Source organism: Nocardia nepalensis (assembly GCF_048910785.1).
GTDB classification, from domain to species: Bacteria; Actinomycetota; Actinomycetes; order Mycobacteriales; family Mycobacteriaceae; genus Nocardia; species Nocardia nepalensis.
The window spans coordinates 193,024-209,107 of sequence record NZ_JBKBET010000004.1 but is presented as its reverse complement, the minus strand read 5'-3'; the positions used below and the strand labels follow the sequence as shown (position 1 = coordinate 209,107).

Here is a 16,084-nt window from a genome sequence, read left to right as displayed (position 1 = left end):
AGCAACCTCAACCGCGACGACACCGGCAGCCCCAAGACCGCTATCTACGGCGGTGTGCGGCGTGCGCGAGTGTCGAGCCAAGCGTGGAAACGCGCCACCCGCGCCGCCTTCGACGAGCACCTGGATCGCTCCGAACTCGGCGTGCGCACCCGACGAGTCGTCGACCTGCTGGCAGCTGAGATCACTACGCAGTCACAGGATTTGGCGGATCGCAGCCTTGCGTTGGCGTCGGAGGTGATGAAGGCGATCGGAATCACGGTCAAACCACCGAAAAAAGACGCCATCGACGAAGCCGGATATCTGGTCTTCCTCAGCCGCCATCAAATCCGGGCCTTGGCCGAGGCGGCGGTCGCCGCGGCCGAGGCCGAGGACGTGGCAAAAGCATTGCGGGAAGCCAAGGTCAAGGACTTGGCCGATCGTGACCATTCGGTGGATATCGCCTTGTTCGGTCGCATGGTCGCCGACCAAGCCGACCTGAATGTCGACGCCGCTGTCCAGGTCGCCCACGCCATCAGTGTGCATCCGGTGGAGACCGAGTTCGATTACTTCACCGCCGTCGACGATCATATCGATGACCACGAGACCGGGGCCGGGATGATCGGCACCATCGAGTTCAATTCCTCCACCCTGTACCGGTACGCGACCATCGACGTGAATCGGCTCAACGACAACCTCGGCGACGAGGAAGCGACCCGCCGCGCGGTCGAAGCGTTCCTGATGTCCTTCGTGCGATCCATGCCCACCGGCAAACAGAACACCTTCGCCAACCGCACCCTGCCCGAGGCCGTGGTGGTTCTGGTGCGCGACACCCAACCCATCAACCTCGTGGGCGCGTTCGAAAGCCCGGTGCGGGAATCGAATACCGGTGGTCGAGTCAAAAGGGCCGCGGACCTGTTGCGTGAGGAGGCACACGAGGTGCAACGCGCCTACTCCGAAACACCGGTCGCGAGCTGGGTGACCCGACTCGGTTCGGATACCGCCGGTTTGGACGATCTGGGCGCCAACGTCGCATTCGCCGACCTCGTCGCCGAAGTAGGTGCGCTGGTCGGGACCAGGCTCGGGGACCATCAATGACCGTGGTGGCCCTGCGCTTGGCCGGGCCGCTGCAATCGTGGGGAGCCAGTAGCCGATTCGTGCGACGAGGCACCGAGATCGCGCCAACCAAAAGTGGGGTGCTCGGGCTCATCGCGGCAGCGAAGGGCCTGCGCCGCACCGACCCCTTGGAAACGTTGCTGGGCTTGCGATTCGGTGTCCGCATCGACCAACCCGGGCAGCTGGTTCGAGACTTCCAGACCGCGCAGCGGCCCAAACGCGAACGCGACGGATCCACCACCTGGACCTCGCTACCGTTGTCGTATCGCTACTACATCTCCGACGCGGTCTATCTCGCAGTCCTCGAAGGCGAGCACGGACTCATCAGCGCGATCGACGCCGCCGTGCGAAGTCCCGAGTTCCCGCTCTACCTCGGACGCCGATCCTGCCCACCCGCCGGACCCATCGCGCTCGGAGTCTTCGACGAGGACCTGCAGACCGCGCTGGCACAACGCCCCTGGCTTGCCAGCACCGGGACCCAGCGCCGCACCCGCGACCTTATGGTCCGGTTGGCAACCGTCCGCGACGCCGCCGAAGGCGAAGACGACGGCGAAATGATCCGAGACACACCGGTGAGTTTCGACCCCAACCACCGCCAGTACGAATGGCGCTCGGTCGTGCGCGGCAACGTCACCGTGCCCAATCCCCATGGCACAACCGAACCCGGCGACGAACATGACGCCATGTCGGTGCTGGAGGTGTGAGATGTTTTTGACCAGAATGCCGATCAACCCCCGCCGCCGCGGCGCCCGAATACTGCTGTCCTCCCCACAAGCACTACACGCCGCGGTGTGCAGCGGATTCGCCGAGGCCGCGGCAACCGAGGAGGGACGAATCCTGTGGCGCCTCGACAACTACGGACCCCACCGCGTCCTGCTCTACATCGCCAGCCCGGACAAACCCGATCTCACCCACATCGTCGAACAAGCCGGATGGCCAACCACCCAAGCATGGGACACCAAACCCTACGACCGTCTCCTGGACCGGCTCACGGTCGGCCAGCTTTGGCAATTCCGCCTCACCGCCAACCCCGTCCACTCCGGCAGACGCGACGGCTGGGCCGATACCAAACCCCTGGCCCACGTCACCGCCCGCCAACAAGAACAATGGCTACTCGACCGAGCCGACCGCATCGGAATCCGAATACTGCCACGACAGGCACCCGACGCGACCGACAATGAATTCGAACTCGCCATCACCGACCGCTCAGTACGACGGTTCACTCGCGGCAACACACGCGTCACCATCTCCACCGCCACCTTCGAAGGCATCCTCGAGGTAACCGACGTTGCCGCACTACGACATTCACTCAGCTTCGGAATCGGACGAGCGAAATCATATGGATGCGGCCTGCTGACACTGGCCTACCCAACGCAGACGGACAAATAGCTGTGGGCACGATCGGGCGCAGACCCTCGGAATCCAAAGAGCTGGTACGCATATCGGACCGCGTCTCGTTCCTGTACCTGGATCGATGCGTCGTCAACCGCGACAGCAACGCCATCACCGCGACCGATGAGCGCGGCACCGTTCACGTACCGGCCGCCTCAATCGGCGTGCTGCTGCTCGGCCCGGGAACCACGATCACCCATCAAGCGATTTCACTGATGTCCGACAGTGGATCAACGGTGGTGTGGGTAGGAGAACGCGGCGTCCGGTATTACGCCCACGGCGTGGGGCTATCGCGATCCTCCCGTCTGCTGGAGGCACAAGCAGAGGCCGTGACCAACACGCGGTCGCGGTTGCGGGTCGCGCGGGCGATGTATGCCATGCGCTTTCCGGGCGAAAATATCTCAGAACTATCGATGCAACAGTTACGCGGGCGCGAGGGCGCCCGCGTGCGCGCGGTCTACCGCGAGCACTCGCAGCGGACCGGAGTCGAATGGAACCGGCGCACTTACGACGTCGAGGACTGGGATGCCGGTGAGCCGGTCAATCAGGCTCTCTCAGCAGCGAATTCGGCACTGTACGGCGTTGTGCACTCGGTCATAGTCGCGCTGGGATGCTCGCCCGCCCTCGGTTTCGTGCACACAGGCCATCACCGATCGTTCGTCTACGACATCGCCGACCTGTACAAAGCCGAGGTGACCATACCGATCGCATTCGATATCGCAACCGAAGACGTCGAAGACATCGGAGCCGTTACCCGAAGACGAGTCCGAGATGCCCTGCACGACGGGAAGATCCTCGAACGATGCGCCCGCGACATCCAGCATCTCCTGCGTGGCGAGACCGGGACCGAGGCAGCGGATTTCGACGAACTGGAGTTCGAAGTTATCTCACTGTGGGATGACCGGGATAACTCTGTCGCTGGCGGCGTCGGCTACGGAGACGAATTTTGACCATCGTCGTCTTGACCGCGGTGCCACCCGGACTCCGAGGTCACCTCACACGGTGGCTGCTCGAAATCAGCCCAGGCTTGTTCGTCGGCAACATGTCACCGCGCGTTCGAGAACTCATGTGGCAGCGCATCATCGAGTACGTCTCCGAAGGCCGAGCATTGATGGTGCACTCAGCACGCAACGAACAACGCCTCGCCTTCAAAGTCCATGGACACGACTGGACCCCAACCGACTACGACGGCATCACACTCATGCGCCGCACAACCATCCCCGACTACATCCCCGCACCTCAAGCGCCTCTGACCACCCGCAAACAATCAACAAACGCCGCCGAGCACCAATCCGAAACAGTATGGCGGCGCCGGACAGCCAGACGAAAGTTCAAACCGAAGTAACAATCACCACGCAAACATGGCCTAGCGATTGCCCGAATGAAACCGAATGAAAAGCGGCTCATCGACCCAGAAATGCCCAGGTCAACAAGTGTGCTCCCCGCGCACGCGGGGATGATCCGTCTCGTGCTTCGCCTTACCAGCAGGATCATCCGTGCTCCCCGCGCACGCGGGGATGATCCGCACCATGAATTTGGTCCTCCGCCCCACTTGGCGTGCTCCCCGCGCACGCGGGGATGATCCGCACCTGGACGCCACCCGGGAAGACAGCGCGATCGTGCTCCCCGCGCACGCGGGGATGATCCTGCGGTAATCGCAGTGAGCAAGGCATCAGAGAGGTGCTCCCCGCGCACGCGGGGATGATCCGGCGATGCGTCAGTTGTCTGCCGACGGGTTGGTGTGCTCCCCGCGCACGCGGGGATGATCCTCCGGAACATCGTGGCGGAACCGCGGGACGACTACGTGCTCCCCGCGCACGCGGGGATGATCCGTCCGTGATGAAGTCGACCAGGCGCCCGAACTGGTGCTCCCCGCGCACGCGGGGATGATCCGAAGCCAGTCTGGGCCGTGAAGGGTTCCGAGGTGTGCTCCCCGCGCACGCGGGGATGATCCGTCCATGGCGGCCGCCGTCTATGAGGCGATAGCGTGCTCCCCGCGCACGCGGGGATGATCCGTGCGGAGAAGGGTTTCGGCCTCTGGTGGCCAGGTGCTCCCCGCGCACGCGGGGATGATCCTTCCTCACCGGGTCGCCGGTCGCGAACCGCGGCGTGCTCCCCGCGCACGCGGGGATGATCCGTCCTCGAGGGGCGCGCGGCGGCGCAACGACACGTGCTCCCCGCGCACGCGGGGATGATCCTTCTTCGCGGGAAACGCGCTCGATGCTGCGAAAGTGCTCCCCGCGCACGCGGGGATGATCCGCGAGCGGAGCTCGCGCGGCAGCACCTTCCAAGGTGCTCCCCGCGCACGCGGGGATGATCCGTATTTCGCGGACCTCGGCCGCACCAAGGTCGCGTGCTCCCCGCGCACGCGGGGATGATCCGCGGTCGGCGCCCAGCCAGGGGACGACGGGGCGGTGCTCCCCGCGCACGCGGGGATGATCCGGTGTTGATGATGGCCGCAATGACAGCCCTTGTGTGCTCCCCGCGCACGCGGGGATGATCCGGGCCTCGGGCTGCACGATCTCGAGCGCGACCGTGCTCCCCGCGCACGCGGGGATGATCCGTGCGGGCCGAACTGACGGCGCTGGCGGAGGAAGTGCTCCCCGCGCACGCGGGGATGATCCGCGAGTTCAAGCCCGTTCCGCAACATCTGGGTCGTGCTCCCCGCGCACGCGGGGATGATCCGGAGGCGTAAGCGCCCGCCGAAATTCGTTGTCGGTGCTCCCCGCGCACGCGGGGATGATCCGCCGAAGAAGGCATCGAGTCCATTGATGACATAGTGCTCCCCGCGCACGCGGGGATGATCCGGCATTGAGGCAGGCGTACGAATCTCTCACCACGTGCTCCCCGCGCACGCGGGGATGATCCGTTCTGGGAATCGACGAAGACACCGATCTTTTCGTGCTCCCCGCGCACGCGGGGATGATCCGCGGCCCAGAACTCCGGAGTCATCGAAGTTGACGTGCTCCCCGCGCACGCGGGGATGATCCGGGGTGTCGGCGTAAGCCTCGGTCCTACGACTCGTGCTCCCCGCGCACGCGGGGATGATCCGTGCTTTTTGACCTGGTTGCGTACCGGTTCGGGGTGCTCCCCGCGCACGCGGGGATTGTCCGGACCGTCGGGGCTCTCGCTGTCTTTAGATGTGGTGCTCCCCGCGCACGCGGGGATGATCCGGCAGTCATCGTGACCGGCTGTAGATCTCGCCCGTGCTCCCCGCGCACGCGGGGATGATCCGGTGTTCAACGCCAGCGTGAGCGCCAGCAGCGCGTGCTCCCCGCGCACGCGGGGATGATCCGGTGATGCCGGGCGGCTGGCTAAGCGGCGATGAGTGCTCCCCGCGCACGCGGGGATGATCCGGCCCTGATCGAGCTGAAAGCCCATGTGGCCCAGTGCTCCCCGCGCACGCGGGGATGATCCGCCTGAGCACCCCTCACGCCTACCCTGGCAGATGTGCTCCCCGCGCACGCGGGGATGATCCGCGCACCGGCAACCCGCCCGAGCGTTATTACGGGTGCTCCCCGCGCACGCGGGGATGATCCGGTCGACCGCGGCGCGGTCCGGCTGCATATCCTGTGCTCCCCGCGCACGCGGGGATGATCCTATCGGGAGCTGACCGCCGAGGGCATCGTCCGCGTGCTCCCCGCGCACGCGGGGATGATCCGTCATAAGGTGGGCGCATGGACGAGGTCAAGACGTGCTCCCCGCGCACGTGGGGATGATCCGCAGTTCTCAGGGTAGCAAGGCCGTACGTCCGCGTGCTCCCCGCGCACGCGGGGATGATCCCGTACTGAGATCCGTAGATACTGATTCCCGTCGGTGCTCCCCGCGCACGCGGGGATGATCCGTCCATCGGTCAGCCCGACGAGCGTGAGATCGGGTGCTCCCCGCGCACGCGGGGATGATCCGCAACCGAAACTCTCAGCACGCCAACAGGAACAGTGCTCCCCGCGCACGCGGGGATGATCCGGCTCCCACTTCGTGGAGATCCCGCTGCCCAACGTGCTCCCCGCGCACGCGGGGATGATCCTCGTGTTCCGGTGCAGTCGGTTCCGACTCCGGCTGTGCTCCCCGCGCACGCGGGGATGATCCTTCGCGTCGGCAGTCAGGGCAACCGAATGGTTCGTGCTCCCCGCGCACGCGGGGATGATCCGAAGGGGAAGATGTTCAGCACAACCGTCACCGTGTGCTCCCCGCGCACGCGGGGATGATCCGCATGCGATTCGACCGGAATCGGCTGCCTGGCAGTGCTCCCCGCGCACGCGGGGATGATCCGGCCCCGGACGCCGCGCCTGCCGAGCCTCCCCGGTGCTCCCCGCGCACGCGGGGATGATCCGAGGTGTGTCGGCGAATGCGATTTCAGGGACACGTGCTCCCCGCGCACGCGGGGATGATCCGGAGGTCTCGCGACGGCGAGCTGACTGCCTGCGGTGCTCCCCGCGCACGCGGGGATGATCCGACCTGCGTGTAGTTGCTGGACACCGTGAGCGTGTGCTCCCCGCGCACGCGGGGATGATCCTGTGACGGTCTGGGTTGTGGTGCCGGTGAAGACGTGCTCCCCACGCACGCGGGGATGATCTGGCTTGGGGGATGTTGGTGTCGTTCAACGGTTTGTGCTCCCCGCGCACGCGGGGATGATCCGAAGGGCAAGCGCAAGCGCGAAGACGTTGACGCGTGCTCCCCGCGCACGCGGGGATGATCCTTTGCTGGTCTTCCACAACGGATGTGTGCGTGTGTGCTCCCCGCGCACGCGGGGATGATCCGGTCGCGGTGACGAAGTACGCGCCGCCTCCTGCGTGCTCCCCGCGCACGCGGGGATGATCCGGCGGGAAAGTCGTGAGCACCTGCATCCTCTGCAGTGCTCCCCGCGCACGCGGGGATGATCCCTCCCACCGCAGCGCGATGAGCGCTTGGTCGACGTGCTCCCCGCGCACGCGGGTGTGATCCGCGAAGTTCGCCAAGGCCGGTGGCTCGATGACCGTGCTCCCCGCGCACGCGGGGATGATCCGCGGCCGTTCGCGACCCAGATTCAAGCGTCCACGTGCTCCCCGCGCACGCGGGGATGATCCGGACCCGGCCCAGCACGCCGGTGCCGACGAGTGGTGCTCCCCGCGCACGCGGGGATGATCCGGGCACGGCGGGTCCATTGATCACCGCGCTGACGTGCTCCCCGCGCACGCGGGGATGATCCGGGGTTGTGATGTCCGACAACGCAACTGGTCACGTGCTCCCTGCACACGCGGGGATGATCCGGCGGTCCACATGTCGGCGGCCTGCCACGAGTCGTGCTCCCCGCGCACGCGGGATGATCCGCCTATCGCCGCGCTCGGCGCGCTGCCGAAGTAGTGCTCCCCGCGCACGCGGGGATGATCCGACGGTGAGGACATGGCTCCGAAACGTTCATCCGTGCTCCCCCGCGCACGCGGGGATGATCCGGTTTGCCGGGCCTCTCGGGTTGCGGCGCTGGCGTGCTCCCCGCGCACGCGGGGATGATCCGCGTGATCTTGACCTACACCCCCGCCAAATAGGGTGCTCCCCGCACGTGGGGATGGTCCCGCATGGAAGCTGGCTATTTGGGCTTGTGACATGCATAACTACGGCCAGCATCCGCTGCACAACGAACACCGACCATTCCCGGAAGCTGGTCAGTGACCGTCTACGCACAAGGTCCCCACGGTGTTGTGCTGTGGGGCTGTCGCATTTGATGTCGTCGGTGCCTTTGTTTTACAGCCCGAGGTCGTCGTAGCCGAGGGGCGGATCGATGATCGGGTCGGGCTCGTATTCCGTGGGGTCTTCGGTGGTGTTGTCGTGCTGGTGGTGGGCGCGTAGGGCGTGCTCGGCGGTGGTTTGTTCGGGTGTGAGTTGGGTGCGGCGGTGTTGTTCGGTGTTGAGGTTGGTGAGTTCGTTGTGCAGCCAGGTGGTGGTGTCGAGGGCTGTTGTGTCCGCGGATGCGGTGCCGGGTGCGGGTCCGTAGAGGATGGCTTCGGTCTCGGCGAGGTCGATGCGCTGGCTGATATCGGTGATGGCTTGGGCGAGTTGGTCGTCGGTGAGCATCTGCATGGGGTCGGACACATCGAGGAGATCGTCAGACGGTGGTGCTGATGGCTCGGTCAGGGTGTCGGGCAGTGGATGCTGTTCGACCCAGGTTGCGATGGCGAGGCGTTCGGCGAGAGTGCGTGCGGCATGCCAGTCCCGTTTGAGCATGCCGTGGACGGTGTTCGGTGGGTGGGTGTTGGCGATGTGGTCGCAGCGGGCGCGGATGTGCTCGGCGGGTGGGTGGTCGGGGATGCCGGGTTGGTTGTCGGTCCGGCATTCGCTGCAGAGGCCGTCGTCGCTGCGGCGTGGCGGGATCGGTCTGCTATCGGTGAGGGCGCGTCCGATACCGCAGGACACGCACGGCAGGGCGCGGGTGTTGCGGGTTGTTTGGCGGTCGTAGTTGGGTGGCTCGGAGTCGGGATAGCGGTCTTCCCAGAGCTTTTGGCGGTAGTAGCGGTGCGGGACTCCTTCGGGTTTGGGTAGGTGTTCGGGATGGTCGTCGACGTCGCCGCGGGTGTCGAGGTAGTCCTGGTATTCGCGTGCGGCGGTGATATCGGTGTCGGGGGGCGGTGGGCGCCGCGGTGTGCGGTCGACGCGGTCGGGGTTGTCGCGTGCGGCACGCCGGTGTTGGTCGCGCCGGTTCGGTGCTGGGATGTTGTCGGTGGCTGGTCGGTATACGTGTGGGTCGCTGGTGGGTGTGCAGGCGTGGATGAGTGCGCGGTGTTGGGGGTATTGGTCTGCGGCCCATCGGAGTCGGGCGGCGGCGATGGGGTAGGCGTTGCGGTAGAGGGTGGTGGCGACGTGTTCGATGATGTCGCGTTGTTCGTCGGTGAGGCCCTCGGCGAGGTCGTGAAAGGCGCGCGGCGCCGCGCGCAGGTCACCGGATTGGATGAGCGCGGCGATCGTTGCGGCGCTGTCGGACAGCGGGTTTTCGGCACTGGTGGCGGTCTGTGGTGGCCGGATCGGTGGGCGCGGCGACGGCTGTGCGGTCGTGTTGCCATGGCGGGGATCGTGTGGTTCGGGATCGGGGTGGTGCTCGGGTGGGTGCATGGTGGGCTCCGGGAGTAGGTGTGGATCGGGTTGGTCGGGGTGGATGGGCTCGTGCAGGAGTGCGTCGATACGCCAGGCGAGGGCGTTGGTGAGTTGGTCGGGGCGCAGCGGTGCGCTGTCGTCCGGTTGGGCCCCGAGGATGAGTTCGTATGCGGTGGTGAGCAGTTCGGCGGGTGTCCAGTCGGTGCCGGTGGCGCGGTCGATCGCGGCGACCAGGCGCGGCCAGGCGGGGTCGTTGATGACGCGTTGGGCGGTGTCTGCGCCGATGATCTGATGGAGTTCATGGGTCCAGTCGGGGGTGAGGTTGTGGGTGCTGGTGACCTCGGCGGCGACGAGTTCGAGCTCGAGTCGCGACCACAGGGCCGCGGCGGGCATGTCGTCGGGCAACGCCCGAAGTGCCGCAGCGTGGGTCAACCGGGATTCGATGTCGATTCCGGATCGGTCGGCGACCTCGATCTTGTCGGCGAGGATCGGCCACCACGGGTCGGTGAGGATGCGTGGTTGCAGCTGTGTGATCAGCGGTGCCCACCTGCTGGCAGGCAGGTGCGGGTCGCCGAGTGCGTCGGTGACGCGGGCATCGAGCAGGTCTTGGTGTTCGCGTTCGCCCACGGTGTAGCGCGGTGGCCCGGTGGGGCGCGGTTCGCGGTCGTTGATGTGTAGGGAGGCCCGCCACACGGCGAGGTCTTCGAGCAGTTGTGGGGCGGAGCCGATGAGCGGGCGCGCCCAGTGTGGTGCGGACGCGGGTGTCCATGACTGTGTGTCGGTGCGGATCTGGGTGGCGAGGTCGGTGACGATTCGGGCGCGTGCGGTGAGTTGGGTGGAGTCGAGTTCGGTGCGCAGCCCGTGGGGGATCCCTGATGCCCAGGGCAGGGGTGCGTTGGTGGTGGAGTGCGCGCCGGAGGGATCCAGGCGCCAGTCGAGCACGGCGGCAACGTCATCGGCGGTGTCGAGTTCGCGGGCGCTCGCGGCGGTGCGCAAGGCCGTGATCGGGTCATGGCCTGAGAGCGCGATTAACGCCAAGTGTTGACGCAGAACGGGGTAGGCGGGGCTGTCGGTGAGGTTCGGGCGCAATGCTTCCGCGGCGGCGTCGAGGCGTTCGAGTCCGCCTGGACCGAGGGCGTTTTCGGCAGCGACACCGACCGCGTCGAGGTAGATATCGAGCGCGCGACCGATCCGCTGGTGCGGATCCAGCGCATCGCGCAGCATCGTGTGCGCCGATTTCTGGGCGCCGTTGCGCCCGAATACACGCAGCAATACCTCGACGGCGGTGCGCGGATAGACGGCCGGTTCGGACCAGAACGAGCTTTCGGAACCGTCCAATGCGGTCGGTACATACACGTGGTTGGCGTCGATACCGCGGGTGAGTGCGACGTAAAGCTGTTGCAGAGACTCGCCCCCGGTGAGCGCGACATGACACGAATCTGCGGTGATTCCTTGCGCGGAATCGATCGTCGTCGCGTACCCGAGGCGCACATACGCGGCCACATAATCGGCGGGAAGACACACACTGTCACCGAGTTTCGCGTCCGAACCGACGTGGGTGGCGGTGAGGCTGCCGTCGTTGTGGACGGCGGTCACGCGCCAGGCGTAGCCGTTGCGCACCCAATCCCGCTCGCCTAAACGCAAGCGTCGGTCATTGCGGCGGGTGCGGATGGTGTCACCGACCGAGGCGTGAAGTTGATCGGCGAGAACAACTTCGGCACCGACCGTGCCGCCGTCGCGGGCGATGCGGTCGGCGCGGGCACGGGCGTTGAGTTCGCTGACGGTGTCATGGTTGGCGGCGAGCATGATGGTGTCGCGACCTGCCAGGTGATCGGTGATCCAGGCCGTGTAGGCGTCGTCCTGCGTGGCGCCAGCGTGCCCGCCGTGGACGCGGCTGTTGTCCAGGTACCAGCCCAATGCGGCCGGATCCCCTTCGCGCAGCTGCAAACTCGCGGTGGCTTCAGCGGTGGAAGCGAACCGCACGACATGGGTGAGGGTCAACTCCGGCTCGGGTGAGGCTGCGTCCATGTCGGCGTCTGCGCCGCCGGCTTCGATCGCGGCGAGCTGTTTCGGGTCGCCGATGCAGCGGACGGTGGCTCCCCGCTCGGTTAGGAATTGCAGCAGGCGAAGGCGTTTGAGGTTGCCGATCTTGACGTGTTCATCGACGATCACCAACGTTTCGGCGTCGATCTCGAGCATCCATTGCGGCAGCGACGGCGGAAACGCGCGGTCTTGGGTGAGGTTGTCGCGGCCGGGGGTGTGGGCGGTGATGACATGCAACGGCTTGTCGACGGTCTCCACGCGTACGCGGATCGCCTTACCCAGCTCGGCCGCGGCTGCCGCGGTGGGCGCCAACCCGAGCACGTGGCCGCCGCTGGCGGACCACGCATCGGCGAGCACGCGCATCGCGGTCGTCTTCCCAGATCCCGCGGGTGCGTTGGTTGTGCGGATCCGCAGGTTCGATGTCGCGAATTCTTCGATCACGCTGATCTGCCCGGCATTGAGCCTCTGATCCGGATGCGTGTTGTTGTAGGCGCGCACCGCCGTGGCGACGGTGTCGGGGGCGAGTTGGCGTGCGCCGGGCTGGACGGAGAGGTCGATCAGTTGCTGTTCGATCGACAGGGTTCGCGCGGAGGTGAACACCTGCGATGCGGCGGCGGTGTAGACGCTGGCGCCGTCGCGGCGACGCAATAGCGCTGGGATGGTGCGCAATTCGGGTTCGCCGGCGAGGTCGGGGTCACCACACGCGATCGAGTGCGCAGGCGAGAGGGCTTCAGCCACGACGGCTTCGGCGGTCTGTTCCCAGTCCTGGCCTCGGATATGTCCACGCAGTTGGCGTTCGACTTCGGCGCGCACATTGCTGGCCCGCCACGTCGATCGATGCTCAGACACGACCTCCAACACACGCTCAGCCGTTCGCGTGACCCACCGGGGCGTGATCACAGACCGCGGGGCGCGGATCGGGTTCAAAGCCGCGGTGACCATCCCCGCCAACGCTTCCCGGCTCCCGAGGACAGCAATAGCCTGGGCCCGCCAGGTGCTGCGCTGCTCGGCGAACGACCGCAGGGCATGTTTGGCCGGGCGGGTTTGCAGTGTCGCTTTTTCGGCCAGGTCCCACATTTCCCCGGGGATCGGTTCGCGTCCACGCTGCCGCTGGAACTCGGCTGCGAGCTGGCCGAGGCGGGTGGTGATCGCGGCATCGCGGCGCGAGAACGCCGTGATCAACCGCAGTGGGATACCCACGATTTCACGAATCGGACGCTTCGACGGATCCGCTGCGGGGCGTTCGGCGAACTCCACACCGACCAGATCCTCCATATGGTGTTCGAGGCGGGTGTTGAATATCTCGGAAACAGTCACCAACGCCTGGTAGATCGCGGCACCATCGAGGGTGCGCCATTTACCGTCGAGCGTGCGCACCCGGTTCGCGATCACCACGTGTGTGTGCAGGTCAGGATCCCCGGCACGGCTATCGCGGTGGGTGAACCACGCCGCGACAATGCCCTCGACATCGACCTGCCGGATCCCGTTACGTCCCAGCCGGGTGAAGATCGCGTGCTTCTCGAGCCACTCGAGTGCGTCGCGCACCGCCCGTTGGTGCGCGAGCTCGATCTTGTCCGCGACGGACCGTGGGGCCAGTGCCCACAACACCGAGACGCTCTTCACTGGTGAGAAAGTGATGTCGAAACCGGCGACCGCGGTCGTGTTCGGGCGCGAGTTACGTGCCACCCACCCCGACAATTCCCGCGCATCCAAGGGCGGGCGATCGTAGGTTTCGCAGAACATTTCAAACGCGACACTGGTACGAATCCGTGCACGTTCGTCATCGCCGATTGCTTCGTGAGGGTCGAACCCGCGCGCGGAATTGTATTCGGAGAACGCTTTCGCGCACCGTTTCCGAAACTCGGAAACCTCCCTATACACCCGAAATGGGTTACCTAAACGCGACGCGTGATCGGCTGCTTGTGTCGCTTGTTTGTGCGTGGCACCCTTGCTGATCTGCACGTCGTAGACGCGGGCTTCGATCACTTCCGCGTTCGGATGACGCCCCAGTCCGAGCAGGGATTTCAGCTGTTCTTCGGTGACTTCCTCACCCGGTTGGATGCCCAACGCGGCCAGGCCCGTGCCGTGCCAGCGGCCCGGAGCTTCCCCATGAGCGGAGTAATAATCGGCGAGGCTGGAACGGCCGCGAGCCGAAACATCATTCGCGGCGACATTGCGCAGATAATATTGATACCCATTGCCTGCCACGACTTTATGAATCGTCGCGGTCATATATCCATCAAGCACCCACCCGGCCATTAACGCCAGGGGTTGGATTTGACTATTTTTTCGTCAAATCAAGCAAAACCGCTGGTCGTTACCAAATCGTTGTCGCCCGCAGATGCAAGAGGTCTGCTTGTCGGGAATGAGTGAGAGGGGAGGCAGTGGGTGTGTGCGGCGGCGGGTATGTGAGTGGCTGGGTAGTGATGGGGAGTGTAGTGGAGGTGGTGGCAGGTTGTGAGGTGATCGTGGAGGGGATTGGGTTGCAGGGGTGATGGCAGCTGGTGGTGGCCGGTCCGTCGCGGGAGTGGGCACCGCGACGGACCGGAGTGTCGGGAGACGCCGATGATGGGCGCTGGCTGGACGGCGGGTGAGCGGCTGCGTTCGGGCGGTGCTGGGTTATCTCCCGCCAGGTTTTGTGCACGCTGTGGTGGAACACCGGCAGCGGCAGCGGGATTCGTTCATGGGGCGTGCCCAGTACGCGAAGATGGCGAACCAGCACAGGAGCCAGATCGCCGAGTAATGGTCATTGAGGAAGTCGAGCCAGGAGTGGGTCACAGCTATGTACCTCCGAGGGGGTGGGGAGTGAGCGAAGCACGGTGCGGGTCGAGGACCCCGGTCCGCCGCGGGCGTGGGCATCGCAGCGGACCGAGGTCGAGAGGTGGTGCGGGGTCAGGCCGCCTGCGGCCGATGGCGACGGGCGTGGACGAGGCCGAGGTCGATGCGGCAGGTGAGGCAGTAGTTGTCGGTGTGGACGACGGTGTAGCGGGTGCAGCCGTCGCAGCGGCCGTGACGCTGATCGGCACCCAACCTCGCGCGCCCCTTGCGCACGGCGGCGGGGGGACGCGGTGCTACCTCGGTAGCGGCAACCTCGGCGGCGAGCTGGAGCGGCTTGGCCGGGTTCGGGGTGAGCTCGGGATGGGTGGCGAGGAAGCGGGTGATGTGGCGGCAGATCGGGTGCGGTGCCGCGCGGTGCCAGACTTCAACGATCAGGGCGTGCGCGGCGGCAGGGTAGGTGGCGGCGAGGAAGTCACAGCGAGAGACCACGAAGTCCTCGGTGGTGAACTCCTCGGGCAGCGGCGCGATCCCGGGCCGTGCGTCGGCGCGGCAGGAATCGCAGAGCCCGTCATCGGAAACCAACTGTCCGCCTCGGATGTGGATGGGGCGCTGGTCGGTCATGGGGCGTTCGATGAAGCAGGACACGCACCGCCATCCCATGACCGGGACCATCGCGGCGTCGTCGTAATCCAAGCCGTTGCCCTGGCGGGGGATCTCTGGACGTGCGTCGTCACGCACCCGCAACCCGGTGCGGGCATCGGCAAACGCCTTCGCCTCGTCCTCGGTGATCCGGCCGCCGCGTTGGGCGTTCCAGGCGGTGCGGTGCTCGGTGTCGTATTGGCTCGCAACATAGTTGATGTAGACGCGGTCCCACAGCTCGGTGGCTTCGGCGTGGTCGCGGGCATACCGACGACGCTGGCGCTTGGCGCGTTCGGTCTCGGAGTCGGGATCGGGTACCGGAAGCTCGATCGGGCGTTGCGGCGGTTCGGGCGCGGCGTCGGGGTCGGGGATGGTGGTGCCGTCGGTGAACATGCTGCCGGTCACGTATCCGGTGAGGATTGCCTCGTTCGCGATCGCGTACGGCAGCAGGTGGGCACGGTGATCCCCGGGAATGCTCGGGGTCGGGATCGGGCGGGCTTGGGTGCGTGCGGCGACTTTGTCGAGAGCGTTGCGGGCGGCGTCGGTGGCTCGCGCCGGGGCGCGGTGGGTGATCAGCGGCCGGTAGCGGTCCCGCACCGGCATCGGCGGGAGTTCGGCGGCGGTGTAGGAGATCTCGACGATCTCGGGTAGCTCTCGGGTGTGCAGGCCGGGGTCGGTGTCGGGTGCGCAGCGGTTGATCAGCTCCCGGCGTTCGGTGTCGGCGGCCTTCCATATCGCGTCGAGCCGTTTGTGTGCGGTCTGGAACGGGTGGCGGGTGAAGGTGTCGGTGAGCTCGTCGAGGAACGCACGCTCGTCCGGTGTCGCGAGAGCGAGTACATCGGGGAACATCTCGCGCGCGAGGCGCGGGCTGTCGAGGTGGAAGAGGCGGTCCAGGTGGAACAGAGCATCGAGGAAAGCACTGGGCATGACGAATGTCCTGTCTCGCGAGGAAAAGGAAACCCACCCCGGGGAATCGCGTGCGCTTTTCGCGACACGAGGGGTGGGCGGCTGGTCGGGTGACCCGCCTGAAGGGCGATCGACCAGGGTGGTGAACGACGCGGCGGAGGGAACGCGC

The 16,084-nt window shown here is 66.3% G+C and carries 7 protein-coding genes and 1 CRISPR repeat array; of the genes, 5 read left to right on the top strand and 2 right to left on the bottom strand.

Going from position 1 to position 16,084, the window contains the following annotated elements:
* The 5 genes from cas7e to cas2e form a co-directional block, all read left to right on the top strand.
* The coding region (gene cas7e, locus ACHQ4I_RS04305; RefSeq protein WP_420770346.1) for a type I-E CRISPR-associated protein Cas7/Cse4/CasC at positions 1-1,074 on the top strand (1,074 nt) is incomplete at its 5' end.
* A complete protein-coding gene (gene cas5e / locus ACHQ4I_RS04300; protein WP_420770345.1) occupies positions 1,071-1,796 on the top strand; it encodes a type I-E CRISPR-associated protein Cas5/CasD in 726 nt (241 codons plus the stop codon). The genes cas7e and cas5e, both read left to right, overlap by 4 nt.
* 1 nt (position 1,797) lies before the next feature.
* Complete coding sequence (gene cas6e, locus ACHQ4I_RS04295; protein ID WP_420770344.1) at positions 1,798-2,481, top strand: type I-E CRISPR-associated protein Cas6/Cse3/CasE; 684 nt, start codon at positions 1,798-1,800, stop codon at positions 2,479-2,481.
* Between the two features lie 2 nt (positions 2,482-2,483).
* Positions 2,484-3,434, top strand: coding sequence for a type I-E CRISPR-associated endonuclease Cas1e (gene cas1e, locus ACHQ4I_RS04290; protein ID WP_420770343.1), 951 nt, complete (start codon positions 2,484-2,486; stop codon positions 3,432-3,434).
* Positions 3,431-3,829, top strand: a complete 399-nt coding sequence (gene cas2e, locus ACHQ4I_RS04285) for a type I-E CRISPR-associated endoribonuclease Cas2e (RefSeq protein WP_420770342.1) — start codon at positions 3,431-3,433, stop codon at positions 3,827-3,829. Before cas1e ends, cas2e begins: the two co-directional genes overlap by 4 nt.
* Positions 3,830-3,919: 90 nt before the next feature.
* A CRISPR array of direct repeats spans positions 3,920-7,734; the repeat unit is 29 nt; unit sequence GTGCTCCCCGCGCACGCGGGGATGATCCG.
* A gap of 471 nt (positions 7,735-8,205) precedes the next feature.
* On the opposite strand, the gene mobF is transcribed toward cas2e, so the two are convergent.
* Together mobF and ACHQ4I_RS04275 are read right to left on the bottom strand one after the other, a co-directional pair.
* Positions 8,206-13,824, bottom strand: coding sequence for a MobF family relaxase (mobF, locus tag ACHQ4I_RS04280; protein ID WP_420770341.1), 5,619 nt, complete (start codon positions 13,822-13,824; stop codon positions 8,206-8,208).
* A gap of 660 nt (positions 13,825-14,484) precedes the next feature.
* Positions 14,485-15,936 carry a hypothetical protein gene (locus tag ACHQ4I_RS04275; RefSeq protein ID WP_420770340.1) on the bottom strand — a complete coding sequence of 484 codons (1,452 nt, stop codon included), beginning with the start codon at positions 15,934-15,936 and terminating at the stop codon, positions 14,485-14,487.
* Positions 15,937-16,084: the final 148 nt, after the last annotated feature.